Below are 13,737 nucleotides of genomic sequence, written 5' to 3'. Positions count from 1 at the left end.
GGCTGGATCCTCCGAGACAAGCTCTTGCCCACCCGAAATGTGTGCATGCCGTAGCGTTTTGCGCAGGGGCTCTGGAGGAGACTCATGTTCGGTTCGCGCACGCGCCCGATTTTTCTTTCTCTCGCCGTGGCTTCGGCCCTGGTTCTGGTGGCCGGCGACATCGCCTGGTCGCGCGCCGGGGGTGGCTCGAGCGCGGGCAGCCGCGGCAGCCGCACCTACTCGGCGCCGGCGCCGACCCGCACGGCCCCCTCGACGGCCGCTCCGATGGAGCGATCGATGACCCAGCCGGCGCGGCCGAATGCCGCAAGCCCGGCGGCCGCTCAGCCCAATCGCGGCGGCCTGTTCGGCGGCTTCGGCGGCGGCCTGCTGGGCGGCCTCGCGGCCGGCTTCCTCGGCGCCGGCCTGCTCGGCATGCTGTTCGGCGGCGGCTTCATGAGCGGCCTCGGCGGCTTCGCCTCGATGCTGGGCCTGCTGCTGCAGATCGGCCTGGTGGCGTTCCTGGCGATGTTCCTGTGGCGGATGTGGCAGGGCCGGCGCGCCCAGCAGCCCGCCATGGCAGCCGGTCCGAGCTATCGCGAGGCGCATGGTGACCCGCCGCGCAACGGCCTCGGGATGCCGCTCGGCCTCGGCGGCGGGACGGCGACCGGGCTCGGTGGCGGTCCGGGTGCCGGCCTGGGTGGTGGGCTCGGCGCCCGCCCGGCGGAGCCCTCCGACGACATCGGCATCGGCCCGCAGGACTACGACGCGTTCGAGCGCCTGCTGACCGACGTTCAGGGCGCCTACGCCAAGGAGGATCTCACGGCCCTGCGCACCCGCGTGACGCCCGAGATGCTCTCCTACTTCTCGGAGCAGTTCGCCGAGAACGCCGGCCGCGGGGTGATCAACGAGATCGCCGCCGTGAAGCTGGAGCAGGGCGACCTCGCCGAGGCGTGGCGCGAGGGCGACACCGACTACGCCACCGTGGCGATGCGCTACTCGCTCGTCGACCGCATGGTCGACCGGGCGTCCGGCAAGGTGGTGTCGGGCGGTCAGCCCGAGACCGTCACCGAGGTGTGGACGTTCCGCCGTCCACGCGGCGGCGCCTGGATGCTCTCGGCGATCCAGCAGGTCGGCTGAGCGCGCGCCGACGCGCCGCAGCAGCGATACGATGCAGAACGGCCGCGGGGCGACCCGCGGCCGTTCTCGTCTCTGGACCGAGGTCGGAGCGTCGCGCGCCACCCGCGGTTCGCGTCATTCGCCGGTGTCGCCGGAGCCGCCCTCCTCGGCGTCGCGGGCCTTGCCGTGGCCGGCCTCCGGATCGTCGCCGGCCGGATCGTCCGCCGCGTCGGCGTCGTCGCCGTCGTGGCGGGGGTGTGCAGCAGCCGAGCGACCGGTCGCCGCCGCGTCGCCGGCGCCCTCGGCGCGGTCGTCGCCACCGCCGCCACCGCCGCCACCGCGGCCGCCGCGGCCGCCGCCGGTGCCGCAGCGGCGCAGCAGATAGCCTTCGCCGGAGTCGAGCAGGATGGCGATGTGGTCGGGATCGCGGACCTGCAGCTCGAAGCCGAGCTTGCCGCGGATCATCACGTTGAAGAACTCGTCGAGAACCCGATAGGTCGTCGCGTCGACCTGCTCGGTGCGCACGTTGCGGAACTGCGAGACGCCGCCGCCGGTGTCGAAACGCTGCATCCCGGAAAACGTCATCACCCGCCCGTCGCAGGTCGGCGCGGGTCCGTCGCCCTTCGGATCCTTGTAGGTCCAGCGGCCCGAGACCGGGTAACCCGTGTCGGCCTGCGCGGCGCCGGCCGCGACGAGGCCGGCGAGACCCGCGAGAAGAAGCGTGCCCACCCGCATGACGACCTCCGAGGCTCCGACGGATCGTTCCGACAGGATACTCCCGCGCGCCCCGACCGGTGGCGCCCGTCGCACGACATTGTGGGGCGGGTGGTTAACGAACGGCTTTCGACTGCCGAGTTTCTCCGCTTGCCTATACGTGATACGTATCACAGCCATGATCCGTGGCTTCGGCGACTCCGAGACAGAGCTGTTGTTCCGGGAGGGACGCTGCCCGGCCCGCTGGCAGTCGTTCACGTCCGTGGCCGTTCGGAAGCTGGATCATCTCGACGCTGCGGCGCGGCTCGCCGACCTTCGCGCACCGCCGGGCAACCGGCTGGAGGCGTTGAAGGGAGATCGCAAGGGGCAATACAGCATCAGAATCAACGACCAATGGCGCATCTGCTTCCGCTGGTCGGCCGAAGGACCGCTCGACGTCATGATCGTCGACTATCATTGAGGGGTGACCCATGCCGCGCATCCGCACGCATCCGGGCGAAGTCCTGAAGGAAGACTTTCTCGTGCCACTCGGCCTCTCGGCGCGGGCGCTCGCTGCGGAGCTCGGTGTGCCCGCCAACCGCATCAGCGAGATCGTCCGCGGCGAGCGCGACGTGTCGGCCGACACGGCGCTGCGGCTCGGACGTTATTTCCGCACCGACCCGCGCTTCTGGATCAATCTCCAGACGGCACACGATCTGTCCAAGGCGGAATCCGTGAACGACTACTCCGCGATCAAGCCACGGCGCGTGGCGTGACGCACAGACGCAAACGGGGCGCGGCAGCGCCCCGTCGATCATACCCGGACGTCGTCCCCGCGGGCCTTCGATCCGCTCACACCCGCTCGATCAGCATCGCGAGGCCCTGGCCGACGCCGACGCACATGGTGCACAGGCCGTAGCGGCCCCCGTTCCGCCGGAGCTGATAGAGCGCCGTCGTCACCAGCCGGGCGCCGCTGGCGCCGAGCGGATGGCCGAGCGCGATGGCGCCGCCACAAGGGTTGACGCGCGGATCGTCGTCGGCGACGCCGAGCTGGCGCAGCACCGCGAGCCCCTGCGCCGCGAAGGCCTCGTTCAGCTCGATCACGTCGACGTCGCCGATCGCGATCCCGAGCCGGCCGAGCAGCGCGTTCACGGCCGGCACCGGGCCGATGCCCATGACGCGCGGGGCGACGCCGCCCGCCGCCATGCCGAGGATGCGGGCCTTCGGGGTCAGGCCGTGGCGCGTCGCCGCCGCTTCCGACGCGACGATCACGGCGCAGGCGCCGTCGTTGACGCCCGAGGCGTTGCCGGCCGTGACGGTGCCGTCCTGTTTCACCACGGGCTTGAGCTTGCCGAGCGCCTCGAGGGTCGTCGCGCGCGGATGCTCGTCGCGATCGACCACGGTCGCCTCCCCCTTCCGCTGCGGGATCGTCACCGGGCAGATCTCCTCGGCGAGGCGGCCGTCGGCCTGGGCGGCCGCGGTCTTCTCCTGGCTGCGCAGCGCGAACCGATCCTGGTCGACGCGCGAGACCCGGAAGTCGGTCGCGACGTTCTCGGCCGTCTCCGGCATCGAGTCGACGCCGTACATCGACTTCATCAGCGGATTGACGAAGCGCCAGCCGATCGTCGTGTCGTAGATCTTGGCGTCGCGGGCGAACGGCGTCTCCGCCTTGCCCATCACGAAGGGCGAGCGCGTCATGCTCTCGACACCGCCGGCGAGCGCGAGCTCCATCTCGCCGCAGGCGATGGCCCGCGCCGCCTGGCCGATCGCCTCCATGCCGGAGGCGCACAGACGGTTCACCGTGACGCCCGGCACCGTCTCCGGGAGCCCGGCGAGCAGCAGCGCCATGCGGGCGACGTTGCGGTTGTCCTCGCCGGCCTGGTTGACGTTGCCGTAGAAGACGTCGTCGAGCGCACCCCAGTCGACCGACGGGTTGCGGGCCATCAGCGCCTTCATGGGCACGGCGCCGAGATCGTCGGTGCGCACCGCGGCGAGGGCACCGCCGTAGCGGCCGAAGGGGGTGCGGATCGCGTCGCAGATGACGGCGTGTCGCATGATGAGAACGTCCTCGTGAGAACTCAGGATCTGCGCAGCAGCGGGACGCCGCAGAGCCGCTCCAGGGCCGTGTGGTCGAGGCCCGGAACCAGGCCGTGGGCGACGACGCCGGCGGGCGTGATGTCGAAGGTCGCGTGGTCGGTGTAGACGCGCTTGACGCAGCCCACCCCGGTGAGCGGGCTCGAGCAGCGCGCGACCAGCTTGCACTCGCCCGTCTTGGTGAGCAGGTCCATCATCACGAAGACCGACTTGGCCCCGATCGCCAGATCCATGGCGCCGCCGACCGCCGGGATCGCGTCCTTGGCGCCGGTGTGCCAGTTGGCGAGGTCGCCCGTCACCGAGACCTGGTAGGCGCCGAGCACGCAGTAGTCGAGATGGCCGCCCCGCATCATCGCGAAGGAGTCGGCGTGATGGAAATAGGCGGCGCCGGGCAGGGCGGTGACGAACTGCTTGCCGGCGTTGATCAGATCCTCGTCCTCCTCGCCGGCGGGCGGCTTCGGCCCCATGCCGAGCAGGCCGTTCTCGGTGTGCAGGACGATGGCGACCCCTGCGGGCAGGCAGTCGGCGACCTCGGTCGGGGCGCCGATGCCGAGATTGACGTAGGAGCCGTCCGGAATGTCGGCGGCGACGCGCTCCGCGACGGCGCGGCGGCTCAAGCGCTCGATGGTGCTCATCCGACGATCTCCGCTCCCGCCCATCGGCTTCGTCCGGCGGACGGCACCGCGACGACGCGCTTCACGAAGATGCCGGGCGTCACCACGTGCTCGGGATCGAGGTCGCCGACGCCGACCACCTCGGACACTTGCGCGATCGTGCAGGCCGCGGCGGTCGCCATCACGGGTCCGAAATTGCGCGCCGTCTTGCGATAGACCAGGTTGCCGAGCGCGTCTCCCTTGTGCGCCTTGATGAACGCGTAGTCGGCCCGGATCGGGTATTCGAGCACGTAGTGCCGGCCGTCGATCTCGCGCGTCTCCTTGCCGTCGGCGAGCAGCGTGCCGTAGGCGGTCGGGGTGAAGAAGGCCCCGATGCCGGCGCCGGCGGCGCGGATGCGCTCGGCGAGATTGCCCTGCGGCACCAGGTCGAGGATCAGCTCGCCCTTCAGATAACGTTCGTCGAAGGCCTTCGAGTCGGCCTGGCGGGGGAACGAGCAGACGATCTTCTTCACCCGGTCGAGCTTGATCAGCTTGGCGATGCCCTCCTCGCCCGTGCCGGCGTTGTTGGAGATGATCGTCAGGCCCTTGGCGCCCTGCTCGACGAGGGCGTCGATCATCTCGAACGGCACGCCGGCGTCCCCGAAGCCGCCGATCATGATCGACGCGCCGTCCGGAATGTCCGCGAGCGCGTCTTGGAGCGACGGGCGGATCTTGTTCATGGGCCCTCCCTGCCGGGCGCGTGAATCCGGGATTTCGCACCCTTGTTCGATTAGCGCGCGGAACGTTGCCCTTCCCCTGCGATCGGGTCAAGTTCTATAATCGCACAGGTGTGCGAAAGCCGCGCTGCGGGTGCCGTTCGGCCGGCGTGCTGCCAACGAGCAAAATCTGCGCGATAATCGAACATTGCGACTCGCCCTCGCGCATCACACCGTCCCACCGGACAGGGCGGCGCGTCGGATCGGCAGGAGCACCATGATCAAGACCCGACCCGGCACCGGCCCCGCCCCCGACACCGGCACCGACGGCGACACGGACGTCCACATGGACGTCCACATGGACGACGACGGCCTCGCCGGCGGGGCCGCGGACGCATCGGCGACAGCGCCCGAGGGGCCGCTGCCCGGCGATCCGAACATCATGACGTCGCTGGTGCGCGGGCTGGCCGTCATCCAGGCGTTCTCGCGCGACACGCCGTCGATGACGATCTCGCAGATCAGCCAGACGACGGCGATCCCGCGCGCCGCGGTGCGCCGCTGTCTCTACACGCTCAAGGCGCTCGGCTTCGCCGACACCCAGGACGGCCGCCGCTGGGTGCTGCGGCCCCGCATCCTGGCGCTCGGCCACGCCTATCTCGGCTCGATCCCGCTCACCCGCGTGGCGCAGCCGCTGTTGCGGCGGATCAGCGAGCGACTGAACGAGTCGTGCTCGATGGCGATCCTCGACGGCGACGACATCGTCTACATCGCGCGCGCCTCGGTCTCGCGCATCATGACCATCGACCTGCATGTCGGCAGCCGGCTGCCGGCGGCGTTCACGTCGATGGGGCGGGTGCTGCTGGCGGCGCGCCCGGACGAGCTCGACGCGCGGCTCGCCCGCGTCGCCTTCACGCCGTTCACGCCCCACACGGTGCGCGATGCCGCAGCCCTCCGGGCCGAGATCGCCAAGGTGCGGGCCGCCGGATACTGCATCGTCGACCAGGAGCTCGAGCTCGGCCTGCGCTCCATCGCGGTGCCGATCCTCGCCTCGGACGGCACCGCCTACGCGGCGCTGAACATCGGCGCGCACGCCTCGCGCATCTCGGCGGCCGAGATGGTGGAGACCATCCTGCCGCTGCTGCGCGAGGCCGCCGCCGAGCTGTCGCTCTGCGTGGGGTGACGATCCCATCCGCCTCTGGACCGCGGCGTCGCGACGCGGCACAGTCGCGGCCGTGAGGTCGATCCCGCGGCCGCCCGGCCGAACCATCCAAACAACATCCGGCGGTTGCACGAGCGAGGAGCGTTTCCCGTGAGCTTGACGTCTGCCATCAAGGGCGTGATCCCGATCTCGCCGACGCCGTTCTTCGCGGACGGCCGTGTCGACATGGATTCGATGGCGCGGCTCACCGATCACTTCGGCGCCTCCGGGGTCGACGGCATCACCATCCTGGGTCAGCTCGGCGAGGCGCCGAAGCTCGACTTCCAGGAGGCGCGGGCGATCGTCGAGTTGGTGGCGAAGCGCTTCAGGCAGCCGATCGTGGTCGGCGTCTCGGCGCCTGGCTTCGCGGCGATGCGAGCGCTCGCCCGCGAGGCGATGGAGCTCGGCGCGTCCGGCGTGATGATCGGCCCGCCCAACACGCTGCGCACCGACGACCAGATCGTCGGCTACTATCGCCAGGCCGCCGAGGCGATCGGCCCGGACGTGCCCTTCGTGCTGCAGGACTATCCGCTCACCTTCTCGGTCGTGATGACGCCGACCGTGATCAAGCGCATCGTCACCGAGAACGCCAACTGCGTGGTGCTCAAGCACGAGGACTGGCCCGGCCTCGACAAGATCACGGCGCTGCGCGGCTTCGAGGCCGATGGCTCGATGCGCCACATCGCGATCCTGGTCGGCAACGGCGGCCTGTTCCTCGACTTCGAGATGGAGCGCGGCGCCGACGGGGCGAACACCGGCTACGCCTTCCCCGAGATGCTGGTCGACGTGGTCAAGCTCTCGGCCGCCGGCAAGCGCGACGCGGCGCACGACCTGTTCGACGCGCATCTGCCCTATCTGCGCTACGAGCAGCAGCAGGGCCCGCTCGGCCTCGCGGTGCGCAAGTGGGTCTACATGCGTCGTGGGCTGATCGCCTGCGACGCCCAGCGCAAGCCCGGGGCGTCGCTCAATGCCGCCGCGAAGGGCGAGGTCGAGTATCTGCTCTCACGCATCGCCAAGACCGACAGCCGCGCCGTGCTGAAGGCGGCGTGATCGGATGCCGAGCCCGTCATCCCGGGGCGCGGCCGCCGGCCGCGAGCCCGGGATCCAACCCCGGTCGGCGAGGATGAATTCCGGGCTCGCGAAGCCTCGGTTCACGCCTCGGACTGACAGGGCTACTTCACCCCGGGCAGGGCCTTCACGAGCTTGCGGAAGGCGTCGCCGCGGACCTCGAAGTTCTTGAACTGGTCGTAGGACGCGCAGGCCGGCGACAGCAGCACCACGGCCTGCTGGAGGCCGGCCGCGGCGGCGTCCTCGGCGGCCTTCGCGACCGCCTGGTCGAGCGTGCCGGCGATCGTCCACGGCGCCTTGCCGTCGAGCGTCTGCGCGAACTCCTGCGCCGCCTCGCCGATCAGATAGGCTTTCCGGATACGGGGGAAGAAGCCCTCCAGCGACGTGATGCCGCCCGACTTCGGCTTGCCGCCGGCGATCCAGTAGATGTCGGAGAAGCAGGCGAGTGCGCGCGCCGCGGCGTCCGCGTTGGTCGCCTTCGAATCGTTGACGAACAGGATCGAGCCGTACCGGCCGACCTCCTCGATGCGGTGCGGCAGGCCCGGATAGGTGCGTAAGCCGGCCTGGATGTGTTGCGGCGTCAGGCCGAGCGCGAGCGCCGCGGCCGCCGCGCAGGCGGCGTTCTGGGCGTTGTGGGTGCCGCGCAGCGTGGCGATGCCGCCCAGAAGCGCGATCTCGCTCAGCGCGGCGCCCTCGGCGCGCAGGATGCGGCCACCCTCGACGAAGAGGCCGTCGGCGAGCGGCCGGCGCACCGAGACGCGCACCACGTCGCGGCCGGCGCGGGCGACGCGGTCGGCGGCGGCTTGGCAGAAATCGTCGTCGACGCCGATCACGGCGGTGCCGCCTTCCTGCACGCCGGCGACCAGGCGCTCCTTCAGGCCCGCATAGACCTCCATGGTGCCGTGGCGGTCGAGATGGTCCTCGCTCACGTTGAGCAGGATGCCGACCGACGGATCGAGGCTGGGCGCGAGGTCGATCTGGAACGACGAGACCTCGATCACGTGGACGAGGCCGGGCTGTGGCGGCTTCAGCGACAGGATCGCGGTGCCGATATTGCCGCCGATCGCCACCTCGCGGCCGGCGGACGCGAGCAGATGGGCGGTCAGCGCCGTCGTGGTCGACTTGCCGTTGGTGCCCGTGATCGCGACGAAGGCGGCGTCGGGCGCGTGCGCGGCGCGCTCGCGACAGAACAGCTCGATGTCGCCGATCACCTCGACGCCGGCGGCGCGCGCGAGGCCGACCGTCCAGTGCGGCGCCGGGTGGGTGAGCGGCACGCCGGGCGCCAGCACCAGCGCCGCGATCCGCGACCAGTCGATGTGACGCAGGTCGGCGGTCGGAATGCCGGCGCTCGCCGCGTAGTCGATGCGCTCCTCGCTGTCGTCCCAGCCGACGACGTCGGCGCCGCCGGCGAACAGCGCGCTCGCGGTCGCGAGGCCGGACCCGCCGAGCCCGAAGATCGCGACCTTCTTGCCCTTCAGCGTGGTGACGGGGATCATCGGTTCACCTCAGCTTCAGGGTGGAGAGGCCGGCCAGCGCCAGCACCACCGAGATGATCCAGAAGCGGATCACGATCTGCGGCTCGGTCCAGCCGAGCTGCTCGAAATGATGATGCAGCGGGGCCATCTTGAACACCCGCTTGCCGGTCAGCTTGAACGACACGACCTGGACGATCACCGACACGGCCTCCAACACGAACAGGCCGCCGATGATGCCGAGCACCACCTCGTGCTTGGTGACGACCGCGATCGAGCCGAGCAGGCCGCCCAGCGCCAGCGAGCCGGTGTCGCCCATGAACACCGAGGCGGGCGGCGCGTTGAACCACAGGAAGCCGAGCCCGGCCCCCAAGATCGCCGCGCACAGCACCGCGAGCTCGCCGGCGCCGGGCACGAAGTTGAGCTGCAGATAGTCGGCGAACACGGCGTTGCCGACCACCCAGGAGATGCCGCCGAAGCTCGCCGCCGCGATCATCACGGGCACGATGGCGAGGCCGTCGAGGCCGTCGGTGAGGTTCACGGCGTTGCCGGCCCCGACGATGATGAAGGCCCCGAAGGCGAGGAAGAACCAGCCGAGGTCGAACACCAGATCCTTGACGAACGGGAAGGCGACCGAGGTCGAGAACGGCGACCGCCCGAGCGAGGCGACCGCGAAGCACGCCATCACGGCGATCAGGGTCTCGAGCGCGAGCCGCGTCTTGCCGGAGAAGCCCGCATGGGTCTGCTTCGTCACCTTCAGATAGTCGTCGTAGAAGCCGATCATGCCGAAGCCGAGCGTCACGCCGAGCACGACCCAGACATAGGGGTTGGCCGGGTTCGCCCACAGCACGGTCGAGACCAGGAGGCCGGACAGGATCATCAGCCCGCCCATGGTCGGGGTGCCGACCTTGGTGAGCAGATGCGACTTCGGCCCGTCGGCGCGGATCGGCTGGCCCTTGCCCTGCTTCACCCGCAGCATCCGGATGATGGTCGGGCCGAACAGGAACACGAACAGCGCCGCGGTGACGATCGCGCCGGCCGCCCGGAACGTGATGTAGCGGAAGACGTTGAAGGCGCTGAAGACGTCGGAGAGGTCGGCGAGCCAATACAGCATCCGGATTCAGCCTCGCACTGGATTGTCGGCCGCCGCGGGGGCGGGATGGCGGCGCGCCAGCGCCTTGACGATCGGGCCCATACGCGAGCCGAGCGAGCCCTTCACCATCACGGCGTCGCCGGCGTTGATCGAGGCGAGCACCAGCGGCTCCAGCTCCTCGGAGTTGCCCGCCCAGCCGCCGCGCCGCTCGGGCGGCAGCGCGTCCCACAGGCTGCGCATCAGCGGCCCGGCGCAGAAGACGACGTCGACCTCGTTGGCCACCACGGCCTCGGCCAGCGCGGCGTGCAGCGCGGTGGCCGCGGCGCCGAGCTCCAGCATGTCGCCGAGCACCGCGATACGGCGGCCGCGCGGGCCCACCGGCGCCTGGCCGAGCACGGCGAGCGCGGCCCGCATCGAGGTCGGGTTGGCGTTGTAGCTCTCGTCGATCAGCAGCGCCCGGCCGCCCGGCAGCGCGAGATCGATGCGGGTGCCGCGGCCGGCGGCCGGCCGCTGCCCGGCGAGCGCCAGCGCGGCGAGCGCCAGGTCCGCCCCGACCAGGCTCGCGGCGGCGAGCACGGCGAGCGAGTTGAGCACGAAATGCCGGCCCGGCGCGCCGATCCGGTAGTCGACCAGCGTGCCGAGGATCGACGCCTCGGCGGTCGAGCCGTCGTCCTGCAGAGCATAGCGGATCAGTCGCGCGTCGGCCTTCGGATGCTCGCCGAACGAGACGATGTGCTCGACCCCGGCCTGGGCGGCGCGGCGCTTCAGGCGGTCGTAATGCGGGTTGTCATGGTTGATCACGGCGGTGCCGCCCGGCACCAGGCCGGTGAAGATCTCGGCCTTGGCGTCGGCGATCCCCGTGATGTCCGCGAAGAACTCGAGATGCACGGGCTCGACCGTGGTGACGATCGCCACGTGCGGCTTCACCATGGCGACCAGCGGCGTGATCTCGCCGGCGTGGTTCATGCCGATCTCGAAGACGGCGTACTGCGCCGTCTCGGGCAGGCGGGCGAGGGAGAGCGGCACGCCCCAGTGATTGTTGAACGAGGCGGTCGAGGCGTGGGTCTCGCCGTCGGCCCGCAGCGCGACGCGCAGCGCCTCCTTGGTCGAGGTCTTGCCGACCGACCCGGTGACGGCGACCACCTTGGCGGGCGAGCGGGCGCGCGCCGCCCGCGCCAGCGCTCGCAGGGCCTCCAGAACGTCGGGCACGACGAGCAGCGGCGCGTCGGCCGGAAACGCGCTCCGCCGCGCCTGCGACACCACCGCGAGCGCGGCGCCGGCGGCGAGCGCCTTGGTCACGAAGTCGTGGCCGTCGAGCCGGTCGCCGACGATGGCGAAGAAGGCCTCGCCGGCCGACACGGTGCGGCTGTCGATCGACAGGCCGACCACGTGGTCGGGCAGGGGACCGGACGTTTCGGCCGCCATGGCGGCGGCCATGTCGGCCGTGGTCCACAAGGGCGGCGTGGAGGCTGGCGGCGTCGAAGCCGGCGGCAGGGTCATGCGCTCTTCTCCCGCAGGGCCGAAACCACCACCTCGTGGTCGCTGAACGGCAGCGTCGTGCCCTTGATGGTCTGGCCGGTCTCGTGGCCCTTGCCGGCGACGACCAGCACGTCGCCTGCGGCGAGATCGGCGATCGCCTGCGTGATCGCGGCCCGGCGGTCGCCGATCTCGACGGCGCCCGGCGCTTCGGCGAGGATCGCGGCGCGGATCGCCGCCGGATCCTCGCTCCTCGGATTGTCGTCCGTGACGATCACCCGGTCGGCCTTCTCGGCCGCGATCTGCCCCATCAGCGGCCGCTTGCCGGTGTCGCGGTCGCCGCCGCAGCCGAACACCACGACGAGCCGGCCCTTCGCATAGGGGCGCAGCGCGTCGAGCGTCTTGGCCAGCGCGTCGGGCTTGTGGGCGTAGTCGACGAAGATCGGCGCGCCGCAGCGATGGCCGACCAGCTCGAGCCGGCCCTTGGCGCCTTCGAGCCCTTCGAGCTGCTCGAACACGGCGACCGGATCGCCGCCCGTGGCGATCACCTGGCCGGCCGCGACCAGCGCGTTGTCGATCTGGAAGGCGCCGACCAGCGGCAGCCGCACGCGATGGCTGCGGCCCTCGTGAGCGATCGTGACGGTCTGCGAGAAGCCGTCGATCTCCTCCGCCACGGCGCGGATGTCGGCGGCTTCGCTGCGGCCGACCGTCAGCACCGTCACGCCGCGGTCTTTCGCCGCCGTCAGGACCGCCTCCGCATGCGGGTGGTCGATGTCGATCACGGCGGTGCCGTCGGCCGCGAGCAGCCGCTCGAACAGGCCGAGCTTGGCGGCGAGATACGCCTCGAAGGTGACGTGATAATCGAGATGGTCGCGGGTGATGTTGGTGAAGCCGGCGACCGCGATCCGCACGCCGTCGAGCCGGTGCTGCTCGATGCCGTGCGAGGACGCTTCCAGCGCCAGATGCGTGACGCCGTCGCCGGCGATGCGGTCGAGCGTGACGTGCAGGGCGACCGGGTCCGGCGTGGTGAGCGAGCCGTATTCGCTCCCGGTCGGCGTCACCAGTCCGATCGTGCCCATCGCGGCGGCCGGATGGCCGAGCGCGGCCCAGAGCTGGCGCGTGTAGGAGGCGACCGAGGTCTTGCCGCTCGTGCCCGTCACGGCGGCGATCACGGCCGGCTGGCGCGGGTGGAGGCGGGCGGCGGCGCGGGCCAGCGCGCGGCGGACATTGTCGACCACGACGAGCGCGACGCCCTCGGGCAGCGGCTCGGGCGGCGTCCGCTCGGCCAGCACGGCGACGGCGCCGGCGGCGATCGCGGCCGGCACGAAGGTGAGCCCGTCCGCCTTGGTGCCCGGCACCGCGGCGAACAGGGCGCCCGGCGTCACGGCGCGGCTGTCCGCCGTCACGGCGGTGACGTCCGTGTCGGTTGCGTCGCTGTCGTATCGAGCGCCCGGATCGAGAAGATCGCCAAGCCGCATGTCCGCCCCGCCATGCTCCGGCCGGCGTTCGTCGCACGGCCTGTCGGAGCGATCGCTCCGGCGGCTCCGGTTTAGCATGTTCGTTAACGGTGGGAAGCGAGCGGCGCGGACCGGATGTTGCGACGCAGCATCAGCAATCGCCGCCAAGCCCTTGAGCCTAAATAATGAGCGGTGCGCGGAATTGCCTAGTTCGCCATCAGGCTCGCCTTTTGGTAGAGTTCTCCCGGGGATCGACGGCCCCGCGCCCGGCGTCTCGTCGGCCGGACCCATGACGGCCTTCGATCGATTCGATCCATTGGGGGTGGCCATGGCTTCGCTCGCAGCCGCGACATTCACGGGGCAGTCCGGTGAGGCTTACGAGTTCCTCGCCTACGACCGCGACACCGAGTTCAAGTCCGCCGGCGCCGTCTACGTGGTGGCGATCCGCTATCCGGTGCACGACGGCTACACCTATAGGAACGTCTATGTCGGCGAGACCCGCGACCTGGCCGACAGCCCGCTGACCCACTGCCGCACGGCGTGCTTCGAGCGCATCGGCGCCAACAGCCTGTTCGTGCGCCTGGAGGGCAACCCGGCGCGCCGCCAGGCGATCGCCCAGGATCTGCTCGGCCGTTACGACCCGCCCTGCAACGGCGACCAGGACGGCATCTGCGAGTATCCCAGCACGGCGTGCCCGCTGGTCCGGCCGCTGGGGCTGTGAGCGTGGGGCCGTAGCCCGGGCCGAGCGGACGTTCGCAGCCCGGACCGCGCGGAAGCGAAGG

Annotated in this window: 14 protein-coding genes; 6 read left to right on the top strand and 8 right to left on the bottom strand. The window is 71.1% G+C overall.

What is annotated here, in order from left to right; translation table 11 throughout:
* Positions 1–276: 276 nt before the first annotated feature.
* The gene (locus tag ACFSOX_RS08880; protein WP_378477443.1) at positions 277–1,116 is read left to right on the top strand and encodes a Tim44 domain-containing protein; all 840 of its coding nucleotides are present in this window, start codon (positions 277–279) and stop codon (positions 1,114–1,116) included.
* Between the two features lie 114 nt (positions 1,117–1,230).
* On the opposite strand, the gene ACFSOX_RS08875 is transcribed toward ACFSOX_RS08880, so the two are convergent.
* Positions 1,231–1,830 (bottom strand): hypothetical protein, encoded by a 600-nt coding sequence (locus ACFSOX_RS08875; RefSeq protein WP_378477442.1) that lies wholly within the window; start codon positions 1,828–1,830, stop codon positions 1,231–1,233.
* A gap of 157 nt (positions 1,831–1,987) precedes the next feature.
* Here ACFSOX_RS08875 and ACFSOX_RS08870 point away from each other — a divergent pair, with 157 nt between their 5' ends.
* Positions 1,988–2,269: a type II toxin-antitoxin system RelE/ParE family toxin gene (locus ACFSOX_RS08870; protein WP_378477441.1), complete on the top strand. Its 282-nt coding sequence runs from the start codon at positions 1,988–1,990 to the stop codon at positions 2,267–2,269.
* Positions 2,270–2,279: 10 nt separating this feature from the next.
* On the top strand, positions 2,280–2,564 hold the full coding sequence (locus tag ACFSOX_RS08865; protein ID WP_378477440.1) for a HigA family addiction module antitoxin: 285 nt from the start codon (positions 2,280–2,282) through the stop codon (positions 2,562–2,564).
* A gap of 76 nt (positions 2,565–2,640) precedes the next feature.
* Here the strand turns inward: ACFSOX_RS08865 and pcaF are convergent, their stop codons facing one another.
* From pcaF to ACFSOX_RS08850, 3 genes are read right to left on the bottom strand one after another with little or no spacing between them, the layout of a single operon-like run.
* Positions 2,641–3,843 carry a 3-oxoadipyl-CoA thiolase gene (gene pcaF, locus ACFSOX_RS08860; protein WP_378477439.1) on the bottom strand — a complete coding sequence of 401 codons (1,203 nt, stop codon included), beginning with the start codon at positions 3,841–3,843 and terminating at the stop codon, positions 2,641–2,643.
* Positions 3,844–3,866: 23 nt separating this feature from the next.
* Positions 3,867–4,517: a 3-oxoacid CoA-transferase subunit B gene (locus ACFSOX_RS08855; RefSeq protein WP_378477438.1), complete on the bottom strand. Its 651-nt coding sequence runs from the start codon at positions 4,515–4,517 to the stop codon at positions 3,867–3,869.
* The gene (locus ACFSOX_RS08850; RefSeq protein WP_378477437.1) at positions 4,514–5,215 is read right to left on the bottom strand and encodes a 3-oxoacid CoA-transferase subunit A; all 702 of its coding nucleotides are present in this window, start codon (positions 5,213–5,215) and stop codon (positions 4,514–4,516) included. Before ACFSOX_RS08850 ends, ACFSOX_RS08855 begins: the two co-directional genes overlap by 4 nt.
* Before the next feature lie 253 nt (positions 5,216–5,468).
* Here ACFSOX_RS08850 and ACFSOX_RS08845 point away from each other — a divergent pair, with 253 nt between their 5' ends.
* Together ACFSOX_RS08845 and ACFSOX_RS08840 are read left to right on the top strand one after the other, a co-directional pair.
* Positions 5,469–6,371, top strand: a complete 903-nt coding sequence (locus ACFSOX_RS08845; protein ID WP_378477436.1) for an IclR family transcriptional regulator domain-containing protein — start codon at positions 5,469–5,471, stop codon at positions 6,369–6,371.
* Positions 6,372–6,500: 129 nt separating this feature from the next.
* Complete coding sequence (locus tag ACFSOX_RS08840; RefSeq protein WP_378477435.1) at positions 6,501–7,439, top strand: dihydrodipicolinate synthase family protein; 939 nt, start codon at positions 6,501–6,503, stop codon at positions 7,437–7,439.
* Between the two features lie 122 nt (positions 7,440–7,561).
* Here the strand turns inward: ACFSOX_RS08840 and murD are convergent, their stop codons facing one another.
* The 4 genes from murD to ACFSOX_RS08820 are packed head-to-tail and all read right to left on the bottom strand — an operon-like array spanning position 7,562 to position 12,976.
* The gene (murD, locus tag ACFSOX_RS08835) at positions 7,562–8,953 is read right to left on the bottom strand and encodes a UDP-N-acetylmuramoyl-L-alanine--D-glutamate ligase (protein ID WP_378477434.1); all 1,392 of its coding nucleotides are present in this window, start codon (positions 8,951–8,953) and stop codon (positions 7,562–7,564) included.
* Between the two features lie 4 nt (positions 8,954–8,957).
* Positions 8,958–10,043, bottom strand: coding sequence for a phospho-N-acetylmuramoyl-pentapeptide-transferase (gene mraY / locus ACFSOX_RS08830; protein ID WP_378477433.1), 1,086 nt, complete (start codon positions 10,041–10,043; stop codon positions 8,958–8,960).
* 6 nt (positions 10,044–10,049) lie between these two features.
* Positions 10,050–11,522 (bottom strand): UDP-N-acetylmuramoylalanyl-D-glutamyl-2,6-diaminopimelate--D-alanyl-D-alanine ligase, encoded by a 1,473-nt coding sequence (locus tag ACFSOX_RS08825; RefSeq protein WP_378477432.1) that lies wholly within the window; start codon positions 11,520–11,522, stop codon positions 10,050–10,052.
* Entirely contained in the window at positions 11,519–12,976 is a 1,458-nt protein-coding gene (locus ACFSOX_RS08820; RefSeq protein WP_378477431.1) for a UDP-N-acetylmuramoyl-L-alanyl-D-glutamate--2,6-diaminopimelate ligase, read from the bottom strand. The genes ACFSOX_RS08825 and ACFSOX_RS08820 overlap by 4 nt, the downstream gene beginning before the upstream one ends.
* Before the next feature lie 307 nt (positions 12,977–13,283).
* Between ACFSOX_RS08820 and ACFSOX_RS08815 the strand changes: the two genes are divergently transcribed.
* The gene (locus tag ACFSOX_RS08815) at positions 13,284–13,676 is read left to right on the top strand and encodes a hypothetical protein (protein ID WP_378477430.1); all 393 of its coding nucleotides are present in this window, start codon (positions 13,284–13,286) and stop codon (positions 13,674–13,676) included.
* Positions 13,677–13,737: the final 61 nt, after the last annotated feature.

It is taken from the genome of Rhodoplanes azumiensis, assembly GCF_042682915.1.
Taxonomy (GTDB): Bacteria; Pseudomonadota; Alphaproteobacteria; order Rhizobiales; family Xanthobacteraceae; genus Rhodoplanes; species Rhodoplanes azumiensis.
The sequence above is the reverse complement of the archived record's forward strand: the minus strand, read 5'-3'. Positions and strand labels throughout refer to the sequence as shown.

Bases quoted from the DNA above. Each gene is read 5' to 3' on its own strand.
- ACFSOX_RS08880 (WP_378477443.1), top strand. From the start codon at position 277: ATGACCCAGCCGGCGCGGCCGAATGCCGCAAGCCCGGCGGCCGCTCAG.
- ACFSOX_RS08875 (WP_378477442.1), bottom strand. From the start codon at position 1,830: ATGCGGGTGGGCACGCTTCTTCTCGCGGGTCTCGCCGGCCTCGTCGCG.
- mraY (WP_378477433.1), bottom strand. From the start codon at position 10,043: ATGCTGTATTGGCTCGCCGACCTCTCCGACGTCTTCAGCGCCTTCAAC.
- ACFSOX_RS08865 (WP_378477440.1), top strand. From the start codon at position 2,280: ATGCCGCGCATCCGCACGCATCCGGGCGAAGTCCTGAAGGAAGACTTT.
- ACFSOX_RS08850 (WP_378477437.1), bottom strand. From the start codon at position 5,215: ATGAACAAGATCCGCCCGTCGCTCCAAGACGCGCTCGCGGACATTCCG.
- ACFSOX_RS08820 (WP_378477431.1), bottom strand. From the start codon at position 12,976: ATGCGGCTTGGCGATCTTCTCGATCCGGGCGCTCGATACGACAGCGAC.
- ACFSOX_RS08815 (WP_378477430.1), top strand. From the start codon at position 13,284: ATGGCTTCGCTCGCAGCCGCGACATTCACGGGGCAGTCCGGTGAGGCT.
- ACFSOX_RS08855 (WP_378477438.1), bottom strand. From the start codon at position 4,517: ATGAGCACCATCGAGCGCTTGAGCCGCCGCGCCGTCGCGGAGCGCGTC.
- ACFSOX_RS08845 (WP_378477436.1), top strand. From the start codon at position 5,469: ATGATCAAGACCCGACCCGGCACCGGCCCCGCCCCCGACACCGGCACC.
- pcaF (WP_378477439.1), bottom strand. From the start codon at position 3,843: ATGCGACACGCCGTCATCTGCGACGCGATCCGCACCCCCTTCGGCCGC.
- ACFSOX_RS08870 (WP_378477441.1), top strand. From the start codon at position 1,988: ATGATCCGTGGCTTCGGCGACTCCGAGACAGAGCTGTTGTTCCGGGAG.
- ACFSOX_RS08825 (WP_378477432.1), bottom strand. From the start codon at position 11,522: ATGACCCTGCCGCCGGCTTCGACGCCGCCAGCCTCCACGCCGCCCTTG.
- murD (WP_378477434.1), bottom strand. From the start codon at position 8,953: ATGATCCCCGTCACCACGCTGAAGGGCAAGAAGGTCGCGATCTTCGGG.